This is a genomic window from Paenibacillus sp. 01T47 (assembly GCF_056398245.1).
The window spans coordinates 113898-134235 of sequence record NZ_JBFTPA010000015.1 but is presented as its reverse complement, the minus strand read 5'-3'; the positions used below and the strand labels follow the sequence as shown (position 1 = coordinate 134235).

Here is a 20338-nt window from a genome sequence, read left to right as displayed (position 1 = left end):
CAGCTCCCTGCTACAAATCCCCCTCTTATACCGATAAAGCAAAAAAAGCTCACCTAGACCAAGTCTAGAGAGCTTTCCTGCTATTTATAAAATCCTATGTCAATTACAAGCCACTTCCGCAGCGTATAACTTCCTTTATCTAAAATAGTCTGCTTACCCTTTAAGCTGAGCAACAAAATCGCCGATTTGTTTAAGTCCCGCTTCACGCGTATCAGCATCATTCAGCAGTGGAATGGCATCTTCTATCGTACGCACAATTGCACTGCCCACAATCACGCCGTCACATTGCTTTTCAAAGCGAGCAACCTGCTCACGGCTTGAAATGCCAAAGCCAACCGCGATTGGCAAATTGGTCGCTTCGCGAACCATCGAGAGGAATTCATCAATACCCGTATGAAAATCAGCTCTCACGCCTGTTACGCCAAGAGATGAAACGCAGTAGACAAATCCTTTTGCTTTGCGTGAAATACGTGTTACCCGATCCTTAGATGTCGGTGCCACAAGAGGAATAAGATGTACATTCGCTGCTTCCGCAAGCTGCCTAACCTCTTCATCTTCTTCGATTGGCAAGTCAGGAATAATAAGGCCACTGATGCCTTTGCTCTGTACAAGCTCGAAAAACGCTTCAAGCCCATATTGAAACACCGGGTTGTAATAGGTGAACAATATGAATGGAATTTTAACGCCGGCCTCACGCGATTGTTCAGCTATTTCAATACAATCCTTAATTGTAATGCTGTTATGGCGCAATGCTCGCTCAGATGCACGCTGGATAACAGGACCATCTGCTAGCGGGTCGGAATACGGCACGCCAAGCTCGATCATGTCAGCGCCTGCCTTCTCGAGCGTTTGGATGATAGCAACCGAAGTGGCTAGATCAGGATCACCCATCGTAACAAAAGGAATTAACGCCGTTTTGCCTTCAGACTTCAGTCTTGCAAATGCTGTATCAATGAGATTCATGCTTATTTACCCCCAAGTAACCCATAATTGCTTCTACGTCCTTATCTCCACGTCCGGATAAGCTGACAACGACGACTTTGTCTTTATCAAGCGTAGGCGCAAGCTTAATCGTCTGAGCAATCGCATGTGCTGATTCCAGTGCTGGAATAATGCCTTCTGTGCGCGATAGCAGCTGCAACGCATCAAGCGCCTCGGCATCCGTTACAGGAACGTATTCAGCACGTCCGGAATCTTTCAAGTAGGCATGCTCTGGTCCAATACCAGGATAATCAAGTCCCGCTGAAATCGAATGCGCAGGTTGAACCTGTCCATACTCATCCTGCAGCACATAGCTCATCGAGCCCTGGAATACACCGTGACGTCCTTTGGTCATTGTTGCCGCATGCTCAATCGTATCTACACCGCGGCCAGCAGCCTCAACGCCAAGCAGCTTCACGCTGTCATCATTGATAAATGGATAGAAAATCCCCATTGCGTTGCTTCCGCCGCCAACAGCTGCTACAACATAATCCGGCAATCGGCCTTCTTCTGTCAATATTTGCTTACGAGCCTCGTCGCCAATGATACGCTGGAAATCACGAACCATCATCGGATAAGGATGCGGGCCTGTAACTGAACCCAAAATGTAATACGTATCTTCAACATGGCTAACCCAGTAACGAAGGGTTTCGTTACATGCATCTTTAAGTGTTCTCGTTCCTGATAGAACTGGCACAACTTCAGAGCCAAGCAGCTGCATCCGGAAAACATTAAGCTGCTGACGCTTCATATCTTCCTCTCCCATAAATACTTTGCATTCTAGACCAAGCAAAGCAGCTATCGTTGCAGAAGCAACGCCGTGTTGTCCTGCGCCTGTTTCTGCAATGATTTTTGATTTACCCATACGTTTGGCAAGTACGCCTTGACCAATCGTATTATTAATTTTATGTGCACCTGTATGGTTCAGGTCTTCACGTTTTAAGTAGATTTTTGCGCCGCCAAGATGCTCGCTAAGTCGTTCTGCATAGTATAGTGAAGTCGGACGACCTGAGTATTTATGCAACAAATAAGTAACCTCGTCTTGAAACGCTTGATCCTTGGAATAATGCTGATAAGCTTCCTCTAGCTCTAATAATGCTGTCATTAATGTTTCTGGCACATATCTACCGCCAAATTTGCCGAAGCGTCCATTCTCATCTGGTACTTGTGTCATGCTTCCATCACCCTTCTTACAAATAATCGGATTTTCTCGATATCTTTCCGTCCATCCGTCTCAACACCGCTTGATACATCTATCCCGTTTGGCGCATATGTCTTTAGCAGCTCTTGCACATTTCCTTCATGCAGACCACCTGCTACATATAGAGTAATGCCAAGCTCATCAGCTGCTTGCTTATATTCTTTTATCGCGTCCCAATCGAAGGTTTGACCCGTGCCGCCGCCAGGTGCGTCTATCAGTACAGCATCAACAGCTGCTCGGTATGGCGTTAACCGCTCTAGAGCAGACATTGGCGTGCTGCCCTCGGCATCCTTTTTCATGGAAAATACTTTCCATACTTGTACGTTCAGCTGCTCACGCACCATTTGGCAAAACGCTGCCGATTCATTGCCATGCATTTGAACCACATCTAAAGGTGCTTCTAACAAAAGATTTTGCAGATTAGCAAAGGTTTCATTTACGAATACGCCAACCGTTCTCGGGCGCTCACCGCCAGCTGCCTTTAACTTCGCAGTTGCTGATATAAGCAGCGATGCAGTCGACTTTTCCACCAATCGCTTGCTGGGTGCAAAGATGAAGCCGATTTCGTGAATAGGCAATCCATCCATCTGCTGAATCGTTTGCACATCCATCAGACCACAAATTTTGATACGCGTCTGCTGCTTCATCGAACGGTTACCGCACCCATTAAATCAGTAACCGATTGTCCTACTTGCTCATGCCGCATAAAATATTCACCAATCAATACACCATGAGCGCCGATTGACTTTAAATAATCCATATCGCTATTACCCGCTATTCCGCTCTCACTAATGACAGTAACATTTTTCGGCATAAGTCCGATTAACTCTTCGGTCGTTTTTAGATCGGTAACGAATGTTTTCAAATCGCGGTTATTTATGCCGATGAGCGTTGCTTTGTCCAGCTCCAGAACGCCTTCCAGCTCTTCTTTGTTGTGCACTTCTACGAGCACATCCATCCCAATCGACTTCGCAAGATCATGATACTCACCTAGCTGCGTTGGCGTCATAATAGCTGCGATGAGCAAGATTGCGTCCGCTCCGATTAAGCGAGCCTCATAAATTTGACGATGGTCAATCGTGAAATCTTTTCTTAATAGAGGTACCTTTACCGTTTTTTTCACGGCCTGCAGAAATTCATTAGATCCTTGAAAGTAATCACGATCCGTCAACACTGATATACAATCCGTACCAGCTGCTTCATATTGTGAAGCAAGCGTAGTTGGCTCAAAATCAGCACGAATCAGCCCTTTTGATGGCGACGCCTTCTTTACCTCGGCAATCAGTCCCATACTTCTGTTGCGGCCAGCTGCCGATAATGCATGTTCAAAGCCGCGGCATGCTTCCATCTCCGAAATTTGTTTCTCCACTTGCGCAAGGTCAAAGCGAGCCGCCAGCTCCTCAACCTCAGTTCGTTTTGTAGCTACAATTTTATCCAGAAACATTTGCCAACTCTCCTGTCGTATGAATAAGACTCACGAGCTTCCGCTGCGCCTCGCCTGAATCGATCACCTTGGCAGCAATCTCTGCACCCTCGCGAAGCGATTGTGCCTTCCCGCCAACATATATACATGCACCCGCGTTGGCAAGCACGATATCTCGATAAGCCCCGCGCTGCTCGCCTGAGAAAATAGAACGAATAAGTGCTGCGTTAACTTCCGGCTCACCACCCATAACATCCGCAATCGGCCAACGTGTTAGTCCAAGCTCCTCTGGCGTAACATCGTAGGTTTTCACATCACCGTTTAATAGCTCAGATATTTGTGTTGGTGCAGAGATGCTAATTTCATCAAGCCCATCATGACTGCTTACAACCATTGCACGTTTCAGTCCAAGCTCACCGAGCACCTCGGCAACTGTAGAGGTGCGGCTCCGATCGTAGAATCCAAGAAGCTGTCTATCTGCTCCAGCTGGATTTGTGAGCGGTCCAAGCATGTTGAAGATTGTTCGAATACCGAGCTCACGCCGCGGAGCAGCAGCATGGCGAAGCGATGGATGATACAACTGAGCAAACATAAAGCAAATGCCGATATCCTCCAAGCACTGTGCGGCTTGTTCAGGAGTTATCGTAATTTGTACGCCAAGTGCCTCCAGCACATCAGCACTACCCGTTTTCCCAGACATCGCGCGATTGCCATGCTTGGCAACTCGGATTCCTGCCGCCGCAGCAATAATAGAGGAAGCTGTCGAGATGTTGAATTTATGAATACCTGATCCTCCGGTGCCACATGTATCGAGCAAACCTTCTTGTTCGGTATGGAGATGGCTCGAATGCGCGCGCATCGCCTCAGCGAACCCGGTTATCTCGTCCTTCGTCTCGCCTTTCATCCGCAGCGCAGTTACGACGCCGGCTATTTGAACAGCTGTTGCTTCGCCGTTCATGATGATGTTCATTACCATTTCCGCTTGCTGCCTCGTCAAACTTGAGCCGCCAATAAGCTGGTTCAGCGCTTGCTGCATCGTTATCGCTTCGGTTGCCTGCATTATTGACCAATCCCCTCTCCGACCCTGACGTAATAATCCGAGTTAATGGAATTGAAGGAATCCGGTGCACTTTTTGGCTGTGCAAAAATCGCTTCAGCCGCACGAATGGCTTTAAGGCTACCTTTCGCCTTGTTGACCGTCTCCAAATATTCGCTCTCCGGAACAGAATCCCAAACGATTCCCGCTCCTGCTTGTACATACGCTTTTCCGTTCTTAAAAATAATGGTGCGGATCGTAATACAAGTATCCATTGTACCGCCAAAGCCCAAGTATCCAATAGCCCCTGCATATGCTCCGCGCGCTTCATTTTCCAGCTCTGCAATGATTTCCATTGCTCTTAGTTTAGGTGCGCCAGATACAGTGCCTGCTGGTAAACAAGAGACAAATGCGTCAAAAAAGTCTTTATCCTTGTGCAGCTTGCCAGAAACGTTCGATACAATATGCATGACATGGGAGTAACGCTCAATTTCCATAAACGAATCACATGTTACCGAACCAAACTCCGATACGCGTCCGATGTCATTGCGGCCAAGATCAACCAGCATCAAATGCTCAGCGCGCTCTTTCTCGTCCGCAAGCAGTTCTACCTCGTAAGCCTTATCCTCTTCCGGCGTCTTGCCGCGCGGCCTTGTTCCCGCAATCGGTCTTGTCTCCACACGGTCGCCTGTTACTTTCACTAACGCTTCCGGCGAAGCGCCGACAATAACTTCCTCGCCCATTTTCAAATAATACATATACGGTGAAGGATTCATCATGCGGAGCACGCGATATACATGCAATGGATCAACATCTGTATCAATGCTAAAGCGCTGTGACAATACAACTTGGAAAATGTCACCTGCGCGAATGTACTGCTTCGCCTTCTCAATGTTTCCGATGAATTGCTCCTTGGTCACATTGGATTGTACATCACCTAACTCGTAATCAACTTCAATTGAGCGCCCAGTCGTTACTGGAATGGTCACCGGCTGCTGCAAACGTTCTATGGTTGCTTCAATTTTGGCAACCGCCGCTGCATAGCTCTTCGCGATTTCTGCATCCGTAGAGCCTTCCGCGATATGAACATTTCCAACGATTTGCAGCTGCTGCTTAAAGTGGTCAAACACAATGATTTGATCACAAAACATAAACTGCATGTCATTCATATTCAAGTCGTCGATGCGGTGGGCAGGAAGCTTCTCATAATATTGCAGTAGGTCATAGCCGAAAAATCCGATTGCTCCACCTGTAAAGGGAGGAAGCTCTGGCAGCGACGGGCTGCGGAAGGAACGCAAATGAGCTTTTAGCAGCTCAATCGGCTTGTCATTAAGCACATGCTTCACGCCGTGATGCTCAAGCACCATCTCACCATTTTTACCGTAAAGCATCATGAACGGGTCCGTTCCTATAAACGAATAACGCGCCCATTTCGCTCCACCCTCGACACTCTCCAGCAGAAAAGCATGATCCTCTTTCGCAAAATGCTGGAATAGTCGAATTGGTGTTTCAGTGTCCGCCATCATATAGCGAACGATTGGAATTAAATTGTACTGACTGGCAAGACGGGTGACGTGCTGCAGCTCATTTGACATTCCGAACAACCTCCCTCAGTAGTGAAAATTCTATTATTAAAAACAAAAAAAGCTCCTGCCAGAGCAGGAGCGTTGGTTTAGATGATGACGGAAGTGTGTAAGCGGAAAAGACGCATGTGTAGATACGTTGAAGCAGCACTTTTACAATCCTGTGTGCCATTGCACATAAGATCGTTCAGCTTTTTCTCAAACTCGCGTATCTCTCATTGCCTAACTCTGCTTCTCTCAACTAATCTCGACTCATCTCTACTCAGCTCATAAAACTACTCTGCTACTCTCACTTACGTAACTAAATATACAACAACGTACAGCTATGCGTCAACAAAGGGATTTGTTCTTTATGAGCTAAAGTCAAAGCTTTATGCTTTAGATAAGTCTGGACGAAGCGCCTGCGCGCCGTTTAAATAAACGTGACGAATCTCCGCTTGCGTCTTGTCCGTGTTGATAAGAACCATTAATCTAATACAGCGCTCAAGACTGCCTTTAACCGGAACTTCAAGCGCGCACATAAGCGGAACAAGCTCCCAGCCCTTCATTTGGCGAATAGCTCTAGCAGGGAATGTCTCGTCCAGATCGCTCGTAACCGTCACGAACACGCTGCAAATATCGTCAGGCACGATCTCATTATCGGCCACGATTCCATTCAACATTTCAATTGTTGCATTCAAAATGGGCTGTTCTTCATTAGCATCTACAGTAATAGCACCACGAATTCCTCTAACACTCATTATTGTTGCACCTCCTGCTTTAATTGCTCTACGATCTCACGTACCCATTGGATGCTGACATCGGATTTTATTTCAACTGAACCTATTGCAGTTGGCACAACAAAAACCATCGTACCCTCAGCAAATTTCTTGTCATGCATCATTGCTTCCATAATCTTATCTACGTCCAAATGCTCAGGGAGCCGCACTGGCAGTCCTGCTTTCGCAAGAACGCGCTTCGTTATGGTATATACCTCTTCTGGAGCACCATATCGCATACCCAGCTTAGCCGAGCCTACCATCCCGATGGAAATGGCTTCCCCATGGAGCAGCTCCCCATATCCAGCTACCGCTTCTAGGGCATGGCCAATCGTATGACCCAGATTCAAGATCGCTCTCAAATCGTTTTCACGCTCATCCTTCGATACGACTGCCGCCTTCACGCTGCAGCCTTTATACAAAGCATAACCAAGTGCTTCCGCATCAAGAGCGCGCAGTTTCTCCGCATTCTCTTCACACCATGCGACAAAGGATTCATCCCAAATTAGTCCGTGCTTGATCACTTCCGACAAACCAGCGCTTACTTCTCTTGGAGGAAGGGTTTGCAGCGTGTTCAGATCATACAGGACAAGCTCAGGCTGATGAAAAGCACCGATAATATTTTTGGCAAGCGGATGATTGACGGCAACTTTGCCGCCCACACTGCTGTCATGCGCCAATATTGTCGTTGGAACCTGTACGAATTTGATGCCTCTCATGTATGAAGCGGCAACAAATCCAGCAAGATCTCCAACAACACCGCCACCAAGTGCAACGATAGCAGACTTGCGGTCGAGACCTTCCTCCAAAGCTTTAGCGACAAGCGTTTCGAGCATAGCTAGCGACTTTGAGCTTTCTCCAGCTGGAACAACGACGCTTGCCGTTTTAAAACCTGCGCCAGCAAGCTCAGACTCAAGCGTTTGCAAATGAATGTCTGCAATATTCGAGTCAGTAATGATGAGCAGCGGCGATTTTTGGCTAATGCCATGCTTAATAAAATAAGAGGATGACTCCTTCAAGAGGCCTTCCCCGATATAGATAGGATAAGAGCGATCACCAAGTTCAACTGTAAGCTCGCGCATTTTTAATACCGCCCTAGCTGTTCAAGATAATTGTTCAAGTTGGTGCGAATTTCCTCAATGGAATCGCCGCCGAATTTTTCAAGGAATGCTTTGGCAACTTCCCATGCAACGACATGCTCCATCACGACGCTTGCCGCTGGCACAGCACAGCTGTCCGAGCGCTCTACTTGAGCCGTAAACGGTTCTTTAGTATCAATATCCACACTGCGAAGCGGCTTGTAAAGCGTCGGAATCGGTTTCATTACACCGCGTACGACGATTTGCTCCCCGTTCGTCATGCCGCCCTCGAAGCCGCCGAGTCGATTCGTTGCACGATGATAGCCGCGCTCTTCCTCATACATAATCTCATCGTGCACTTGCGAGCCGCGAAGCTTGGCTGCTTCGAAGCCAATTCCAATCTCACAGCCTTTGAATGCATTGATCGATACGACCGCTTGCGCGATACGTCCATCGAGCTTGCGATCCCACTGCACGTGGCTGCCTAGACCAATTGGCACGCCTTCGATAATACATTCCACAATACCGCCAATCGAATCGCCTTCTGCTTTAATTTGATCGATATAATCAGTCATCTTTTGTTCGGTTTCTTTGTCAACGACACGAACCGAGGATTCCTCCGTCAAACGGATCAACTCATCCACGGATAGTTGATTAGCTGGTGCTTCGATTTCACCGATGCGAATAACTTGTCCAGCTACTTTAATCCCGAATTCCGCGAGGAATTGACGAGCTACCGCCCCAACAGCTACACGTGCAGCAGTTTCACGAGCACTAGAGCGCTCAAGCACATTGCGCAAATCCTTCAAATCATATTTAAGTCCGCCATTCAAATCCGCATGACCAGGACGCGGACGATGAACGCGGCGCTTCTCTTCATCGCTGCCTTCAATCGGTTCAATATTCATAACGGAAGTCCAGTGCTTCCAATCGTTGTTTGCAACGATCAGCGCTACAGGAGCACCAGTCGTTTTGCCGTGGCGTACGCCCCCAACGATGTTTGCTGTATCCTTCTCGATTTGCATCCGGCGTCCACGACCATGACCCTTCTGACGACGGTGCAGCTGGAAATTTAGTTCCTCGAAATCAATTTTCAAATTGCTTGGCAATCCTTCAATAATAGCGGTTAATTGGGGACCGTGTGTTTCCCCTGCGGTTAAATATCTTAAAGTCAACTAAAGCTCCTCCTCAAGTGTAAACGACTAACACAGTCCATTGACGGTCCAAGCTCGTTTCGCGGTGAAATTTAAGCGATTTTATAAGTGCATCACTTATAAAATTATAAATTTTCAAAACAGCTTTCAAGCGCCTGCTATGCTTTACAGCACTAAACATCTTTGCTCATTATAGTACACAGTTACAGGTTTGACAAGAATTTGGACACCTTGAAAGCCGCTGTAACCGTATAAAAAAAGGGCTGGTGGAACTGTCATCTAAAATGACAAATCCGCCAGCCCGGGCAGCGTGCAGTTAATTTGCTGTTAACCGATCTTTCCTAAGTATCGCCGTGCCTTCACTCGTCAGCAATGGATCATCAACAAGTCTTGTCATTTGTCCACTGTCCACTCCGATAATTTGCGCACATTCCTGAATAGAAATAAAACCACGCCTATAGGCAGCTATAACCTTACGTTTATCCATCGGTTGCTTCATCCTCCAAGTTTATTACATACTAACTAGTATAGGAGAAGATGGAAAACGGTATACATGCCGCTTATACCCGGCGATAAAAGAATGTATCAGCGGTCTCAAATCCGTATTGCGCAGGGGAAAAAATTTGTTCCGTACTGCCTACAAACAGCAGTCCGCCCGGTTTAAGTGCATTAGAAAATTTATGATACAATAAGTGCTTTGCTTCTTCTGTAAAATAAATCATTACGTTTCGGCAAACAATTAAATCAAATGATCCATCAAACGTATCATGCAGCAAATTTTGCTGCTTAAATTGAATAAATTGCTTCAGGGAGTCTGAAATCAAATACGCTCCCTCTGACTGCTTAAAATATTTTTGCCGGCAAACCTGCGGAACATCGCGCAGAGATCGCTCTAAATAACTGCCTTCCATTGCCTTTTGCAGCACATTTGAATCGAGATCAGTTGCAAGAAGCGTAGATCGCTGCAAGGCACCCAGCTCAGATAAAATCATAGCGAGCGTGTAAGGCTCCTCGCCTGTTGAGCATGCCGCACTCCAAACCTTGAGACGATTAGAAGCAGCAAGCATCTCAGGAAAAAAGCGCTTTTGCAAAACTTCCCAGCGGGAAGGATTTCTCCAAAACTCAGAAACATTAATCGTCATACGGTCCAAAAACTCATTTAGCATCGTCCGATTTTGCTCAATCGCCTTCCAATACTCATCGAACGTTTGATAGCCGTGCTTCATTCGTAATGTAGTCAGCCTGCGTTTCATTTGAGCTTCTTTGTACTGCGACAAATCAATGTCGGTCTTTTGCTTTATTCGGGCAATAAACTGTGCAAAATCACGATCTTCAAGCATAGGCTCCTCCATCGCTTGTGGGCGAAATATTAAATCCACCGTTGAATTGTATGCTCGTATTGCACCAGCTCCGCTGGCGTGAAGTAAATGCCGATCTCTTTTTCCGCATTAGCTGCCGAATCCGAGCCATGAATAAGATTAAAATTCGTATGTACAGCAAAATCAGAACGAATAGTGCCGGGATGAGCATCTAGTGCATCCGTTTTGCCAATAAGGGCACGCGTCAATGCAATGACATTGTCACCTTGCCATACCATCGCAAATACAGGACCTGACGTTATGAATTCGAGCAATGGCTCATAAAAAGCTTTGCCTTTATGTTCCTCATAATGGCGCTCAGCAAGCTCATGGCTCAAAACCATAAACTTGGCTGCTGCAAGCTGCAATCCCTTTTTTTCAAATCTCGAAACGATTTCGCCAATTAATCCGCGCTGAACGCCATCAGGTTTAATCATCAGAAAAGTTCTTTCCATCCCCAACCATTCCTTTCTATTTTGCACGATTAATAATTACGTTTACCAAACAAAATCGCAATATCGCTCAAGTTCTTCTTCGCTGTGACGTTCGGCAATCCCTCTAATGCTTTGAGAGCTTTTTTAATATATCGGTTTGCAAGCTGGTCTGCTTGATCTCCGCCATCGCTTTTGCGAATCATTTCGATGGCTCGTCCAGCATCTCGTTTCCCGCCTTGCTCCCTGATCAAAGCAATTTCCTTTAACAAAGGGTCGCGGGTTTTGGGGTCCTGCAAGGCAAGTAGAACCGGCAACGTAATATTTCCTTGACGCATATCTGAGCCTGAAGGCTTGCCGATCTGTTTCTCTGTTCCATAAAGATCAAGCAAATCATCACGGATCTGGAATGCCATACCCACATTATAACCATAGCGATATAAGCTATTTGCTGTTTTTCGGTCCGTTCCCGCGGCAACAGCGCCAAGCTGACAGCTAATAGCAATTAATAAAGCTGTTTTGCGTCTAATCCGAAGCAAATAATGCCGTACCGATTGTTCTGTGTTGAAGAAATCACGAATTTGCTCCATTTCTCCGATACACATTTGTACGAGCGCATGCGACAAAATTTGATGTATCTGCGGATTTGGAAGCTGAGCAGCGATTGACAATGCTTTGCCATGAATGAAGTCGCCCGTATACATCGCTATTCGATTGTCCCACTTGGATTTTACAGTCAGCTGTCCACGACGTGTTTCCGCGTCGTCAATAACGTCATCATGTACAAGTGAAGCCATATGAATAAGCTCGAGAGGGACGGCGACGCGCTTCATTACATCAAGCTGATAATCGCCAAACTTACCTGCCAGCAGGACAAACACCGGTCTAATCCGTTTACCACCAGCTCTAAGCAAGTGCAAAGAAGCTTCGCCAAGCAGCACATGATCATCCGAAATGCTGCGCTCAAGCTCCTGCTCGATCTGATTTAGGTCGCCTTTCATCTTTGCATACAAATCTAGTAGTTTCATTCTTTCACCTATTGGGCAGATTGGTCTTCAAAAAAAGTAAGCTCCACGTCATTCGATAGCAACCCTAGCTGCTTAGAATAATTGAAATATAATTTAAGTCCTTCTTGCAGCTTGCTCCCAAAATCATATTGAAGCGAATGAAAGTACATCTCCCAGTAAGTTGATTCTCCTCCAAGCTGCATACAGGCCTGTTCAATTAGTGGACCAAGATGGCTCTTATTATACTGTTTGCTCGCATTTAACGCTTTATATACTGCACGAACGGCTTCTGGGGCTGCAAGAGCTGCTTCTTTACGTGCAGCAACAACAGCGTAAGTCATGCCAAGTCCCGTCCACTCATTCCATAATTGTCCTAAATCAATGACATGAAGGCCGTGGTTTTGCCAAGAAGCATGAATGGCAGGATCGCCAATGATGAGTGCAGCATCGGCTGTCTCCAGCATACTTTCCAGATTCGGTGCGGCAGTGACATACTCTGGGTTGCAATCAAAGTGCAATGTCATCAAAATTTTCAACAGATTAACTGAAGTTGCTGATGTTGTCGTTACTGAAATTCGCTCAGGACGTTTACGGCTGATCGGCTCTTTCAGAAACAAAAAGATCGAGTTGACCTTCCCTACCGAACCTACGGACAATTCTGGCAGCAGTACATAATCATCCGCATTTAATCCGTAGGCAAATGATGATATAGCCGAAATATCCAATTCACCAGCTTGCAGAAGCCTATTTAATTCAGAAGGTACACGTTTAATGACCTCAAAGCTATCCCCATCCATTCGCTCCTCGAGCTGATGGAAAAGAGGCCATGCATTCGCGTAATCAATTCTTCCGATGGTGATCGGGCGATTCATGCCCATTCTGTTCATCTCCCCATCTTCTGTACAAATCATGTTCGATTGTCATATTATCAAGTACTTTACCAACTAAAAAGTCAATCATTTCATCCATCGTTTGCGGTTTGTAATAAAAAGCCGGCATAGCCGGTATGATCCTAACGCCAAGACGAGCCAGCGTCAGCATGTTTTCAAGGTGAATCGCATGAAGCGGCGTTTCTCTTGGAATAATAAGCAGCTTCCTGTTTTCCTTTAACATAACATCAGCGGCTCTAGTCATCAAATTATCGGAAATGCCGTGCGATATCGACGCAAGCGTCCCCATCGAGCACGGCACAATAACCATTCCTTGAACCCGGTAAGAGCCGCTTGCAATGCTTGCGCCAATATCCGCATTGGGATGAAAAACTAGTCTAGCTTCTGCGATAGCATCGCCAAAACGTTGTTCAAGAGCTGCTGAACGACGAGTCGTCTCCCAGCCCAGTTCTTCTTTTAGTACTCTCCAACCAGCTTCTGTTATGACGAGATGAACCTCGTATTTCATCTGAAGGAGAACTTCAATAAGCCTTATTCCATAAATTGAACCGCTTGCTCCTGTAATGCCTACTACCCATCGATTCGTCCAGTTGGTTTCGTTGCGGCCGTCTACCATTGGTGAATAACCAATAAATCAACGATAACAAACAGAAAAAGCACGACGCTTAATGTACCGTTCATTCCAAAAAAAGCAGTTTGGACGCGCGACAAATCGTGTGGCCGTACCATCCAATGTTGATAGAACAGAAGCGAAATCGATATCAAAGTACCAAGTAAGTACATCCAGCTAAGATCTGTCAGCCAAAACAATGCTATAAAGCCGATTGCCGTAACGACATGAAAGGACCGAGCAATCCAGATAGCCCCTTTAATGCCGAACCGAGCCGGAATCGAATGCAAGCCAGCATTGCGGTCATACTCAAAATCCTGCGTTGCATAAATAATGTCAAATCCAGCAATCCATAAAGAAACGGTAATATATAATATCCAAGCAGCTAGATCAAATTGACCTGTTATGGCAACCCAGCCGCCAAGCGGCGAGAGTCCAATTGTTAATCCCAGCACAACATGGCATAACCATGTAAAGCGTTTTGTGTAAGAATAAAGAACAAGCAAAGCTACCGCGATTGGCATAAGTTTCATTGCGATTGGTGCCAAGTTCGCCGTTGCTACAAACAACAAAACGAAGGAAACAATGATAAATAACATGACTTCTGCTGATTTAAGCAAGCCAGCCGGAAGTGCTCTTTTTTCAGTACGCGGGTTGCGTAAATCGATAGCCTTATCTATCAGTCGATTCAAGCTCATCGCAGCGCTTCGAGCACCAAACATCGCAAGCGTTACCCAGCCGATCTCCCCCCATGAAGGAAGGCGCTGCTCCATCATTACTGCACCTAGAATCGCTCCCATAAAAGCAAAAGGCAAAGCAAACACAGTATGTTCAAACTTAATCATTTCCAAAATAATACGTAATTTGCGAATCATTGCTATTTCTTCTCCTTTGTCCCCATATGCAGCGCAGCTACTCCACCGGTCAGAGGATATGCCTTCACCTGATGAAGACCCGCTTCTTCAAACAGCTCAGCAAGCTGCTGTCGACCGGGAAACATTTTCAGTGATTCGGGCAGCCATTTGTATTCACTGAAGCTTTTGGCTACCACTTTACCCATAACTGGCAATATACGTTCGAAATAAAGATTGTACATCGATTTAAATGGCTGCCAGGTTGGTTTGGATACCTCTAAACATACAACTAAACCGCCTGGTTTAACAACGCGGTGCATCTCCTTCAGTACCTGTAAATAATCAGGAACATTGCGCAGACCAAATCCAATCGTAACATAGTCAAAGGAATTATCCTCAAACGGCAAGCTCATTGCATTTCCTTGGACTAATGTAATTTGCTTATTCAAGCCCATCTTGTTTACTTTGACAGCACCCACATCAAGCATGTTTTGGCTAAAATCAAGTCCTACGATTTGTCCAGTACCGCTCGCTTCTGCAAGAGCAACCGTCCAATCACAAGTGCCGCAGCAAAGGTCAAGTGCTGTTTGTCCTTTTGCAACGCTCATTTTTTTCATCGTAAACTTCCGCCATGCCTTATGTCTTCTAAAGCTGATCAGATCATTCATCAAATCATATTTTGGAGCAATCCTCTCAAATACGCCATGCACATGGCTCTTGGAGTTCGTATCCACCCTTGCAAGTCACCTCGTCTAATTGAGTGCAGGCGTGTAATCGGTTTTTTCGTTCAATAGATTATCGACGATAGTCGTCAATTCTCCGAGCAACTTGTCCGATTCCAGCTTGCCAGCCAAAACCTTCACTGAATCTGCTGAGACCTTCAGCTTCGCTATAAGCTGGCTGCGCACCTTATATTTTTCCACTAAACTGTTAATAAATGCAGGTTCAGACATACGCTGAGAGAGCTGCATGCGCTCATCTTCTGACCCCGCTTGCATGATATGCCAATAGGACCAGCTTTTATCGAACGTAGCTGGGTTCTCGCTGCGCTTGATTTCATCAACTATAACCTCGCACCGGCTAATGCCATCCAGAATCCCTGGCCAGACGCGAGAAAGCTCGCCCTCCAGCACCTCTGTGAAAATCTGGAACAACGTGCTCTTAAGCTGAACTGCAAGACCTAAATATTCTTCTGAGGTCATCTTAAGCTGCCTCATTCGAACGTAAAGATTAACTTTTAGTCTGTTGACCTCACTAACCGCGCTGCTGATTTTGGAAACCATCTCAATTTCGCCGGCTTGCGAGAGCAATTGATAAAAAGTTGCGCTAAAGTAGTCCCCTGCCAGCACCTTAAGCTGCCTTGAACGCATCTCCGGCTCAGAGCGCTGCTCTTGGTGTGTGTCGATTAAATCATGCGTATCCATTCCTAGCTGAACGAGAGATACGACGAGCGTGTAGAGCTCACTGTGGGTCTGTAGCGACGCTTGCTGGCTCAGGAAGGCGTGTAGCAAGCGAAGCCTTGCATTCGCTAAGTCAGGAAGAGACGTATGCTCCTCGATCATGTCATATTTCACATATTTTTGAGCTATTTCAGGTATACGGTATGTTCTCATTGGGGAAGCCTCCGAACAGAGAAGCGCAAATCGCCGCTCAATAATCTAAACTATTATAGCACAACTTAATCTAAAGAACATATGATTGAGCCTGCTTGTTCAACAAATTGCAATATACATCACCTTTATTGCTGCGAAATGGAGGAAGGCTTTACAGTAAATCCCGATACTGGTCCAAAACGTTTTTCCCAGGCCGATGTAAAGCTAACTCTTAGCCTCTTTCTCCACAGCTCATCATGCACAGGATCCGCTTGTGCAAGATGATCCAGCTCCGTAATAAGCCAATCGTCGGTTTTCCGTACATCAACAGCAGCAAGCAGAGCATCGCCTTCCGATTGCGCCTCAATGATCCGAATCAGAATACGTTTCACATTCTCTAGCTGTATGAATGAGACACGAATAAGCTTCTCAACATCTGAGAACCAAATTGCCGGCCGCCCTTCAATGGTGCTTACCCGCATATCGATCGATAAAACGCCGTTATTCCATTCCGCCTTATTCAACCGCTCATGAAGCTGAGTTGCAATGAGCACATCTACCAAATTGTTATTGGAGAGCCTTACGACCGGCGTCGTGCGAAAAACAGCCACGTCGCCGCGATTTGCCGAATGCTGCCATCCTGCATGAGGAAGCCATGTAAATAATAATGTAGCTGCTATCGCAGTCACACAAGCTGTTAGAAGTGGTTTTCCGATGTTCACTCTGCACCTCCGAATATAAACTTATCACCTTAACCTTTAAATTCACTCGATCCGCATGAATATAAAGTCCCATCTCTCATTGTACGAGCGGTGCAGGATGATTATTCGGACTGCAGGCAGGCAAAAAAAAGCAGGCATAGCCTGCTTTGCACATTCGTTGTTACTGATCGGTTTCCATCGTACCGTATTTCGTCATCACGACCGCTTTACCTCGAATTTTTATAGCTGAAGTATGATCGGTAAATTGGCAAATTAAAATTTCGTTTTTATCCAACTTTTCCGTATGATGAAATTTTGTGTCAAGCCCGCGTGTTAATCCGATGACTTGAACGCCTTGATCTTTTGCCTTTACGACAATGTACTCGCCATGTGTAGGCTCCATCGTTATCCCTCCGCATCCGTAATTCCATACTATCCATGTGAATTATAGTGGATGTGTAACGTTTGTGCAATCCATTCTATCATGCAAATAAACAAATAACGCCCGAACGGTATCCCGTTCGAGCGAAATTAGGCCGAATTATAAGCAGTAACATCAAGCTTATATTTCGTGGCATATGGATGCTTGCCGCCAAACATCGGCGTCAATGCAGTTAAGCTGGAGTATGCTTAATTGGATACGAGGTCCTTGAGTGATTTTCCTGGTTTGAATGCAGGCGTTTTGCTTGCTGCGATCTCAATAGGATCTCCAGTTTGCGGATTGCGGCCTTTACGTGCTTGGCGCTCGCGAACTTCGAAATTACCAAACCCAACCAATTGGACTTTATCCCCGCTTTGCAGCGCATCGGATATCGCATCAAAAACAGCGTCAACTGCTTTCGTTGCATCTTTCTTCGAAAGATCAGTCAATTCAGCTACTTTTGTAATCAAATCTGTTTTGTTCATTGTTTCACCTCCTCCAAAGTGCATTATGTACTTTTTTTTGGTGTAAGCATATAAACTCTCATCTTATCCCTCTTATTAACGGAAAACTTCAAAAATATACCTTTTAACCGAACAAACCTATAGTAATACAGCCGTTTGCCAATTTCAAGTGCCAACCTACATTTCCTGCAAAACAAATAAAACCGCTCCCTTTACGGCAGCGGCTTATTCGTATACTAGTATCGATCAACTACAGAATGATAGCAATCAATCCGCCGGAGCCCTCGTTGATAATACGTCCGAGCGTTTCCTGCAGCTTGTAGCGGGCATTATCCGGCATCATTGCAATTTTGCCTTGAATGCCTTCTCTCACAATCGAATGCAAGGAACGACCGAATATATCAGACTCCCAAATCTTGATTGGATCATTCTCAAAGTCTTGCATTAAGTATCTTACAAGCTCTTCGCTTTGCTTCTCCGTGCCGATAATCGGAGCAAATTCCGATTCCACGTCGACGCGGATCATATGGATGGATGGTGCTGTTGCCTTCAGTCGAACCCCAAAGCGTGAACCTTGGCGGATTAACTCCGGCTCGTCGAGTGCCATTTCCGCAAGTGTCGGTGCTGCAATGCCGTATCCAGTTGTCTTGACCATTTCCAGCGCTTCTGCAAAACGGTCATATTCCCTCTTGGCATGAGAGAACTCCTGCATCAACTGAAGCAAGTGGTCTTTGCCGCGAATCTCAACGCCGACTACTTCCATCAAAATACGGTCATACAGCTCATCTGGCGCGTACAAGTCGATTTCTGCTACGCCCTGCCCCATATTCATGCCGCTTAGTCCAGCTTTGGCGATGAAGTCATATTCCATGAACTGGGTTACTACTCGATCCACATCGCGCAGCCGGCGAATATCTTTAACCGTATCGCGAACGGAGCTCTCATAGTTGCTGCGCAGCCAGTGCCGATCGTTAAGCACCATGACCCAGCTTGGTAAATTAACATTTACCTCATGGACAGGGAATTCATAGAGCACTTCCCGCAATACCGAGATGACTTCTTCCTCACCCATCGTAGCTACGCTAAGCGTCATTACTGGAATGTCATATTTAGCTTGCAGCTCGTTTCGCAATTGCAGCGCCTCTTCACCCTTAGGACGAGTGGAGTTGATGATGAGGACAAATGGCTTGCCGACTTCTTTCAGCTCGTTTATGACACGCTCTTCTGCTACAACATAGGAGCTGCGCGGAATTTCTGCGATAGAGCCGTCTGTTGTAACAACAACACCGAGTGTAGAATGCTCTTGGATTACTTTACGCGTCCCGATCTCCGCCGCTTCCTGGAATGGGATCGGCTCATCGAACCAAGGAGTTGTAATCATTCGTGGACCATTTTCATCCTCATAGCCCTTCGCGCCTTCAACCGCATATCCAACACAATCGACGAGTCTCATGTTTACCTCAAGTCCATCGGTAACCCTGAGCTGCACCGCTTGATTCGGAACAAATTTAGGCTCTGTTGTCATAATCGTCTTACCTGCGGCGCTTTGAGGAAGTTCGTCCACGGCTCTCGCACGGTCTGATTCGTTCGCAATGTTCGGAAGTACAACCGTCTCCATAAACCGTTTAATAAACGTTGATTTGCCCGTCCGGACAGCCCCGACAACCCCGAGGTAAATATCCCCGCCGGTTCTTTCGGCTATGTCCTTGAAAATATCTACTTTCTCCACTGAATATCCCCTCCCAATTGATTTTTCCGGTTCGCCGCCATCCACCGGTCAATAGGGCAGGCCAGCGACGCAACTCGTACATGCTTTTTGGACTAGTAACATCTTATGTGCAAGCTTTCCGATTATGACGATTCCTTCAATGAAATCTTTTTTTGTTCCTCTGCGGGGCTTCCCTTCCAAGATTGAGTTATATGAGAAAAAAAGCAAATCTATGACCCAAACAGCCAAAAAAACCTCTCCGAGACGATAGTCAAGGAGAGGTTTGGAACTAGCTTATTGAGGAATGTGCATGAAGTTAAGGTTTTACAGCTTGCGGCTCATTATTTACAAAGTGATAGACCGGAGCTTTGACAGGGACAAAGTCTGATCCATCGACGAGCAATGTACGCAAATCAAAATCTGCCTCAAAATCATTTTTTCCACTCTTTTGTATGTATTGCATGATATCTATCCCATAATCGGAAAATACTACCCCATTCTCATCCACGATTGCTTGAATCGTTTGCCCTGAGAACACGCTTCGAATCGTTGGGGCTGTTTTGCTCATTGCTTTGTAATCGATTTGATAAAAACCTGGGTATGTTTGCTCGCCCTTTGGAAGGACACTGTTTGTTTGGATATAAGTAGTTACCCAGCTCTGAATATCATTAATTTTTTGAAATGCCAAAATATCAAGCAGCTTTACTCTAGGCTTACTCTCTTCATCAATAATAAGGTAGCTGTAATTGCCGCCTTTCTCAAAAGCAGAAGAAGGTATATCAGACATATAGCCTGTCCGATTTAGCACTCCAAAATCAATATAAAATTTCTCATACTTCGGTGTGTCAGCGGTACTGTTTTTCATCGGCAGCATGCCCGTTTCGGACTGATATTGATCAATCGCCGCCTGAACATTACGAACAGCTTCTTTCGGAGCAACTTGGTTTTGCTTCATTTGACTTTTCGGATACATGCAGCCCGATAAAGCAAATAGCAAAACAATTAAAGCAGAAAATGCTGCGAACTGGCGTATGTAACGGGGCAGCCTTCCCATAAATAATCCGTTCATTTTTTTGTAACCTCCTAA

Annotated in this window: 23 protein-coding genes; all 23 read right to left on the bottom strand. The window is 45.9% G+C overall.

The genetic code is table 11. From position 1 onward, the window contains the following. Nucleotides 1-153: 153 nt before the first annotated feature. Nucleotides 154-963: a tryptophan synthase subunit alpha gene (gene trpA / locus AC1DOV_RS25005; RefSeq protein ID WP_441883409.1), complete on the bottom strand. Its 810-nt coding sequence runs from the start codon at nucleotides 961-963 to the stop codon at nucleotides 154-156. Further along, nucleotides 950-2155 (bottom strand): tryptophan synthase subunit beta, encoded by a 1206-nt coding sequence (gene trpB, locus AC1DOV_RS25000; protein ID WP_076271332.1) that lies wholly within the window; start codon nucleotides 2153-2155, stop codon nucleotides 950-952. The genes trpA and trpB overlap by 14 nt, the downstream gene beginning before the upstream one ends. Beyond that, on the bottom strand, nucleotides 2152-2829 hold the full coding sequence (locus tag AC1DOV_RS24995; protein ID WP_441883407.1) for a phosphoribosylanthranilate isomerase: 678 nt from the start codon (nucleotides 2827-2829) through the stop codon (nucleotides 2152-2154). Before AC1DOV_RS24995 ends, trpB begins: the two co-directional genes overlap by 4 nt. Then, nucleotides 2826-3626 carry an indole-3-glycerol phosphate synthase TrpC gene (trpC, locus tag AC1DOV_RS24990; protein ID WP_477551312.1) on the bottom strand — a complete coding sequence of 267 codons (801 nt, stop codon included), beginning with the start codon at nucleotides 3624-3626 and terminating at the stop codon, nucleotides 2826-2828. The genes AC1DOV_RS24995 and trpC overlap by 4 nt, the downstream gene beginning before the upstream one ends. Beyond that, nucleotides 3613-4665 carry an anthranilate phosphoribosyltransferase gene (trpD, locus tag AC1DOV_RS24985; protein WP_477510555.1) on the bottom strand — a complete coding sequence of 351 codons (1053 nt, stop codon included), beginning with the start codon at nucleotides 4663-4665 and terminating at the stop codon, nucleotides 3613-3615. Before trpD ends, trpC begins: the two co-directional genes overlap by 14 nt. Next, complete coding sequence (gene trpE / locus AC1DOV_RS24980) at nucleotides 4665-6236, bottom strand: anthranilate synthase component I (RefSeq protein WP_477551311.1); 1572 nt, start codon at nucleotides 6234-6236, stop codon at nucleotides 4665-4667. The genes trpD and trpE overlap by 1 nt, the downstream gene beginning before the upstream one ends. A gap of 359 nt (nucleotides 6237-6595) precedes the next feature. Then, the gene (gene aroH / locus AC1DOV_RS24975) at nucleotides 6596-6964 is read right to left on the bottom strand and encodes a chorismate mutase (RefSeq protein WP_076271337.1); all 369 of its coding nucleotides are present in this window, start codon (nucleotides 6962-6964) and stop codon (nucleotides 6596-6598) included. After that, the gene (aroB, locus tag AC1DOV_RS24970) at nucleotides 6964-8064 is read right to left on the bottom strand and encodes a 3-dehydroquinate synthase (protein ID WP_477551310.1); all 1101 of its coding nucleotides are present in this window, start codon (nucleotides 8062-8064) and stop codon (nucleotides 6964-6966) included. Before aroB ends, aroH begins: the two co-directional genes overlap by 1 nt. 2 nt (nucleotides 8065-8066) lie before the next feature. Further along, nucleotides 8067-9236, bottom strand: a complete 1170-nt coding sequence (gene aroC, locus AC1DOV_RS24965) for a chorismate synthase (RefSeq protein WP_441883398.1) — start codon at nucleotides 9234-9236, stop codon at nucleotides 8067-8069. 295 nt (nucleotides 9237-9531) lie between these two features. Continuing rightward, the gene (locus AC1DOV_RS24960) at nucleotides 9532-9702 is read right to left on the bottom strand and encodes a hypothetical protein (protein WP_179089935.1); all 171 of its coding nucleotides are present in this window, start codon (nucleotides 9700-9702) and stop codon (nucleotides 9532-9534) included. A gap of 73 nt (nucleotides 9703-9775) precedes the next feature. Beyond that, on the bottom strand, nucleotides 9776-10555 hold the full coding sequence (locus AC1DOV_RS24955) for a CheR family methyltransferase (protein WP_477510551.1): 780 nt from the start codon (nucleotides 10553-10555) through the stop codon (nucleotides 9776-9778). Between the two features lie 29 nt (nucleotides 10556-10584). Beyond that, the gene (gene ndk / locus AC1DOV_RS24950; RefSeq protein WP_477551309.1) at nucleotides 10585-11028 is read right to left on the bottom strand and encodes a nucleoside-diphosphate kinase; all 444 of its coding nucleotides are present in this window, start codon (nucleotides 11026-11028) and stop codon (nucleotides 10585-10587) included. 29 nt (nucleotides 11029-11057) lie between these two features. Continuing rightward, the gene (locus AC1DOV_RS24945; protein ID WP_477510550.1) at nucleotides 11058-12032 is read right to left on the bottom strand and encodes a polyprenyl synthetase family protein; all 975 of its coding nucleotides are present in this window, start codon (nucleotides 12030-12032) and stop codon (nucleotides 11058-11060) included. Nucleotides 12033-12040: 8 nt separating this feature from the next. Then, nucleotides 12041-12889 carry a menaquinone biosynthetic enzyme MqnA/MqnD family protein gene (locus AC1DOV_RS24940; protein ID WP_477551308.1) on the bottom strand — a complete coding sequence of 283 codons (849 nt, stop codon included), beginning with the start codon at nucleotides 12887-12889 and terminating at the stop codon, nucleotides 12041-12043. Beyond that, nucleotides 12852-13517 carry a UbiX family flavin prenyltransferase gene (locus tag AC1DOV_RS24935; RefSeq protein WP_339203275.1) on the bottom strand — a complete coding sequence of 222 codons (666 nt, stop codon included), beginning with the start codon at nucleotides 13515-13517 and terminating at the stop codon, nucleotides 12852-12854. Before AC1DOV_RS24935 ends, AC1DOV_RS24940 begins: the two co-directional genes overlap by 38 nt. Next, complete coding sequence (locus tag AC1DOV_RS24930; RefSeq protein ID WP_076271344.1) at nucleotides 13511-14386, bottom strand: UbiA-like polyprenyltransferase; 876 nt, start codon at nucleotides 14384-14386, stop codon at nucleotides 13511-13513. The genes AC1DOV_RS24935 and AC1DOV_RS24930 overlap by 7 nt, the downstream gene beginning before the upstream one ends. A gap of 2 nt (nucleotides 14387-14388) precedes the next feature. Next, a complete protein-coding gene (locus tag AC1DOV_RS24925) occupies nucleotides 14389-15099 on the bottom strand; it encodes a demethylmenaquinone methyltransferase (protein ID WP_339203276.1) in 711 nt (236 codons plus the stop codon). An 18-nt stretch (nucleotides 15100-15117) separates the two neighbouring features. Then, nucleotides 15118-15978 carry a heptaprenyl diphosphate synthase component 1 gene (locus AC1DOV_RS24920; protein WP_441883392.1) on the bottom strand — a complete coding sequence of 287 codons (861 nt, stop codon included), beginning with the start codon at nucleotides 15976-15978 and terminating at the stop codon, nucleotides 15118-15120. Between the two features lie 125 nt (nucleotides 15979-16103). Further along, nucleotides 16104-16679: a hypothetical protein gene (locus tag AC1DOV_RS24915; RefSeq protein WP_441883390.1), complete on the bottom strand. Its 576-nt coding sequence runs from the start codon at nucleotides 16677-16679 to the stop codon at nucleotides 16104-16106. A gap of 160 nt (nucleotides 16680-16839) precedes the next feature. Next, nucleotides 16840-17061, bottom strand: coding sequence for a trp RNA-binding attenuation protein MtrB (gene mtrB, locus AC1DOV_RS24910; protein WP_054024369.1), 222 nt, complete (start codon nucleotides 17059-17061; stop codon nucleotides 16840-16842). Between the two features lie 227 nt (nucleotides 17062-17288). Beyond that, nucleotides 17289-17591, bottom strand: a complete 303-nt coding sequence (locus AC1DOV_RS24905; protein ID WP_441883526.1) for an HU family DNA-binding protein — start codon at nucleotides 17589-17591, stop codon at nucleotides 17289-17291. A gap of 202 nt (nucleotides 17592-17793) precedes the next feature. Further along, the gene (gene spoIVA / locus AC1DOV_RS24900) at nucleotides 17794-19272 is read right to left on the bottom strand and encodes a stage IV sporulation protein A (protein ID WP_076271348.1); all 1479 of its coding nucleotides are present in this window, start codon (nucleotides 19270-19272) and stop codon (nucleotides 17794-17796) included. Between the two features lie 295 nt (nucleotides 19273-19567). Next, the gene (locus tag AC1DOV_RS24895; protein WP_477551307.1) at nucleotides 19568-20320 is read right to left on the bottom strand and encodes a hypothetical protein; all 753 of its coding nucleotides are present in this window, start codon (nucleotides 20318-20320) and stop codon (nucleotides 19568-19570) included. Between the last annotated feature and the right edge of the window lie 18 nt (nucleotides 20321-20338).

What these genes read in the sequence shown, in the direction of transcription:
- trpA (WP_441883409.1), bottom strand. Translation starts at nt 963, where the DNA reads ATGAATCTCATTGATACAGCATTTGCAAGACTGAAGTCTGAAGGCAAA.
- trpB (WP_076271332.1), bottom strand. Translation starts at nt 2,155, where the DNA reads ATGACACAAGTACCAGATGAGAATGGACGCTTCGGCAAATTTGGCGGT.
- AC1DOV_RS24995 (WP_441883407.1), bottom strand. Translation starts at nt 2,829, where the DNA reads ATGAAGCAGCAGACGCGTATCAAAATTTGTGGTCTGATGGATGTGCAA.
- trpC (WP_477551312.1), bottom strand. Translation starts at nt 3,626, where the DNA reads ATGTTTCTGGATAAAATTGTAGCTACAAAACGAACTGAGGTTGAGGAG.
- trpD (WP_477510555.1), bottom strand. Translation starts at nt 4,665, where the DNA reads ATGCAGGCAACCGAAGCGATAACGATGCAGCAAGCGCTGAACCAGCTT.
- trpE (WP_477551311.1), bottom strand. Translation starts at nt 6,236, where the DNA reads ATGTCAAATGAGCTGCAGCACGTCACCCGTCTTGCCAGTCAGTACAAT.
- aroH (WP_076271337.1), bottom strand. Translation starts at nt 6,964, where the DNA reads ATGAGTGTTAGAGGAATTCGTGGTGCTATTACTGTAGATGCTAATGAA.
- aroB (WP_477551310.1), bottom strand. Translation starts at nt 8,064, where the DNA reads ATGCGCGAGCTTACAGTTGAACTTGGTGATCGCTCTTATCCTATCTAT.
- AC1DOV_RS24960 (WP_179089935.1), bottom strand. Translation starts at nt 9,702, where the DNA reads ATGGATAAACGTAAGGTTATAGCTGCCTATAGGCGTGGTTTTATTTCT.
- AC1DOV_RS24955 (WP_477510551.1), bottom strand. Translation starts at nt 10,555, where the DNA reads ATGCTTGAAGATCGTGATTTTGCACAGTTTATTGCCCGAATAAAGCAA.
- ndk (WP_477551309.1), bottom strand. Translation starts at nt 11,028, where the DNA reads ATGGAAAGAACTTTTCTGATGATTAAACCTGATGGCGTTCAGCGCGGA.
- AC1DOV_RS24945 (WP_477510550.1), bottom strand. Translation starts at nt 12,032, where the DNA reads ATGAAACTACTAGATTTGTATGCAAAGATGAAAGGCGACCTAAATCAG.
- AC1DOV_RS24940 (WP_477551308.1), bottom strand. Translation starts at nt 12,889, where the DNA reads ATGGGCATGAATCGCCCGATCACCATCGGAAGAATTGATTACGCGAAT.
- AC1DOV_RS24935 (WP_339203275.1), bottom strand. Translation starts at nt 13,517, where the DNA reads ATGGTAGACGGCCGCAACGAAACCAACTGGACGAATCGATGGGTAGTA.
- AC1DOV_RS24930 (WP_076271344.1), bottom strand. Translation starts at nt 14,386, where the DNA reads ATGATTCGCAAATTACGTATTATTTTGGAAATGATTAAGTTTGAACAT.
- AC1DOV_RS24920 (WP_441883392.1), bottom strand. Translation starts at nt 15,978, where the DNA reads ATGAGAACATACCGTATACCTGAAATAGCTCAAAAATATGTGAAATAT.
- mtrB (WP_054024369.1), bottom strand. Translation starts at nt 17,061, where the DNA reads ATGGAGCCTACACATGGCGAGTACATTGTCGTAAAGGCAAAAGATCAA.
- AC1DOV_RS24895 (WP_477551307.1), bottom strand. Translation starts at nt 20,320, where the DNA reads ATGAACGGATTATTTATGGGAAGGCTGCCCCGTTACATACGCCAGTTC.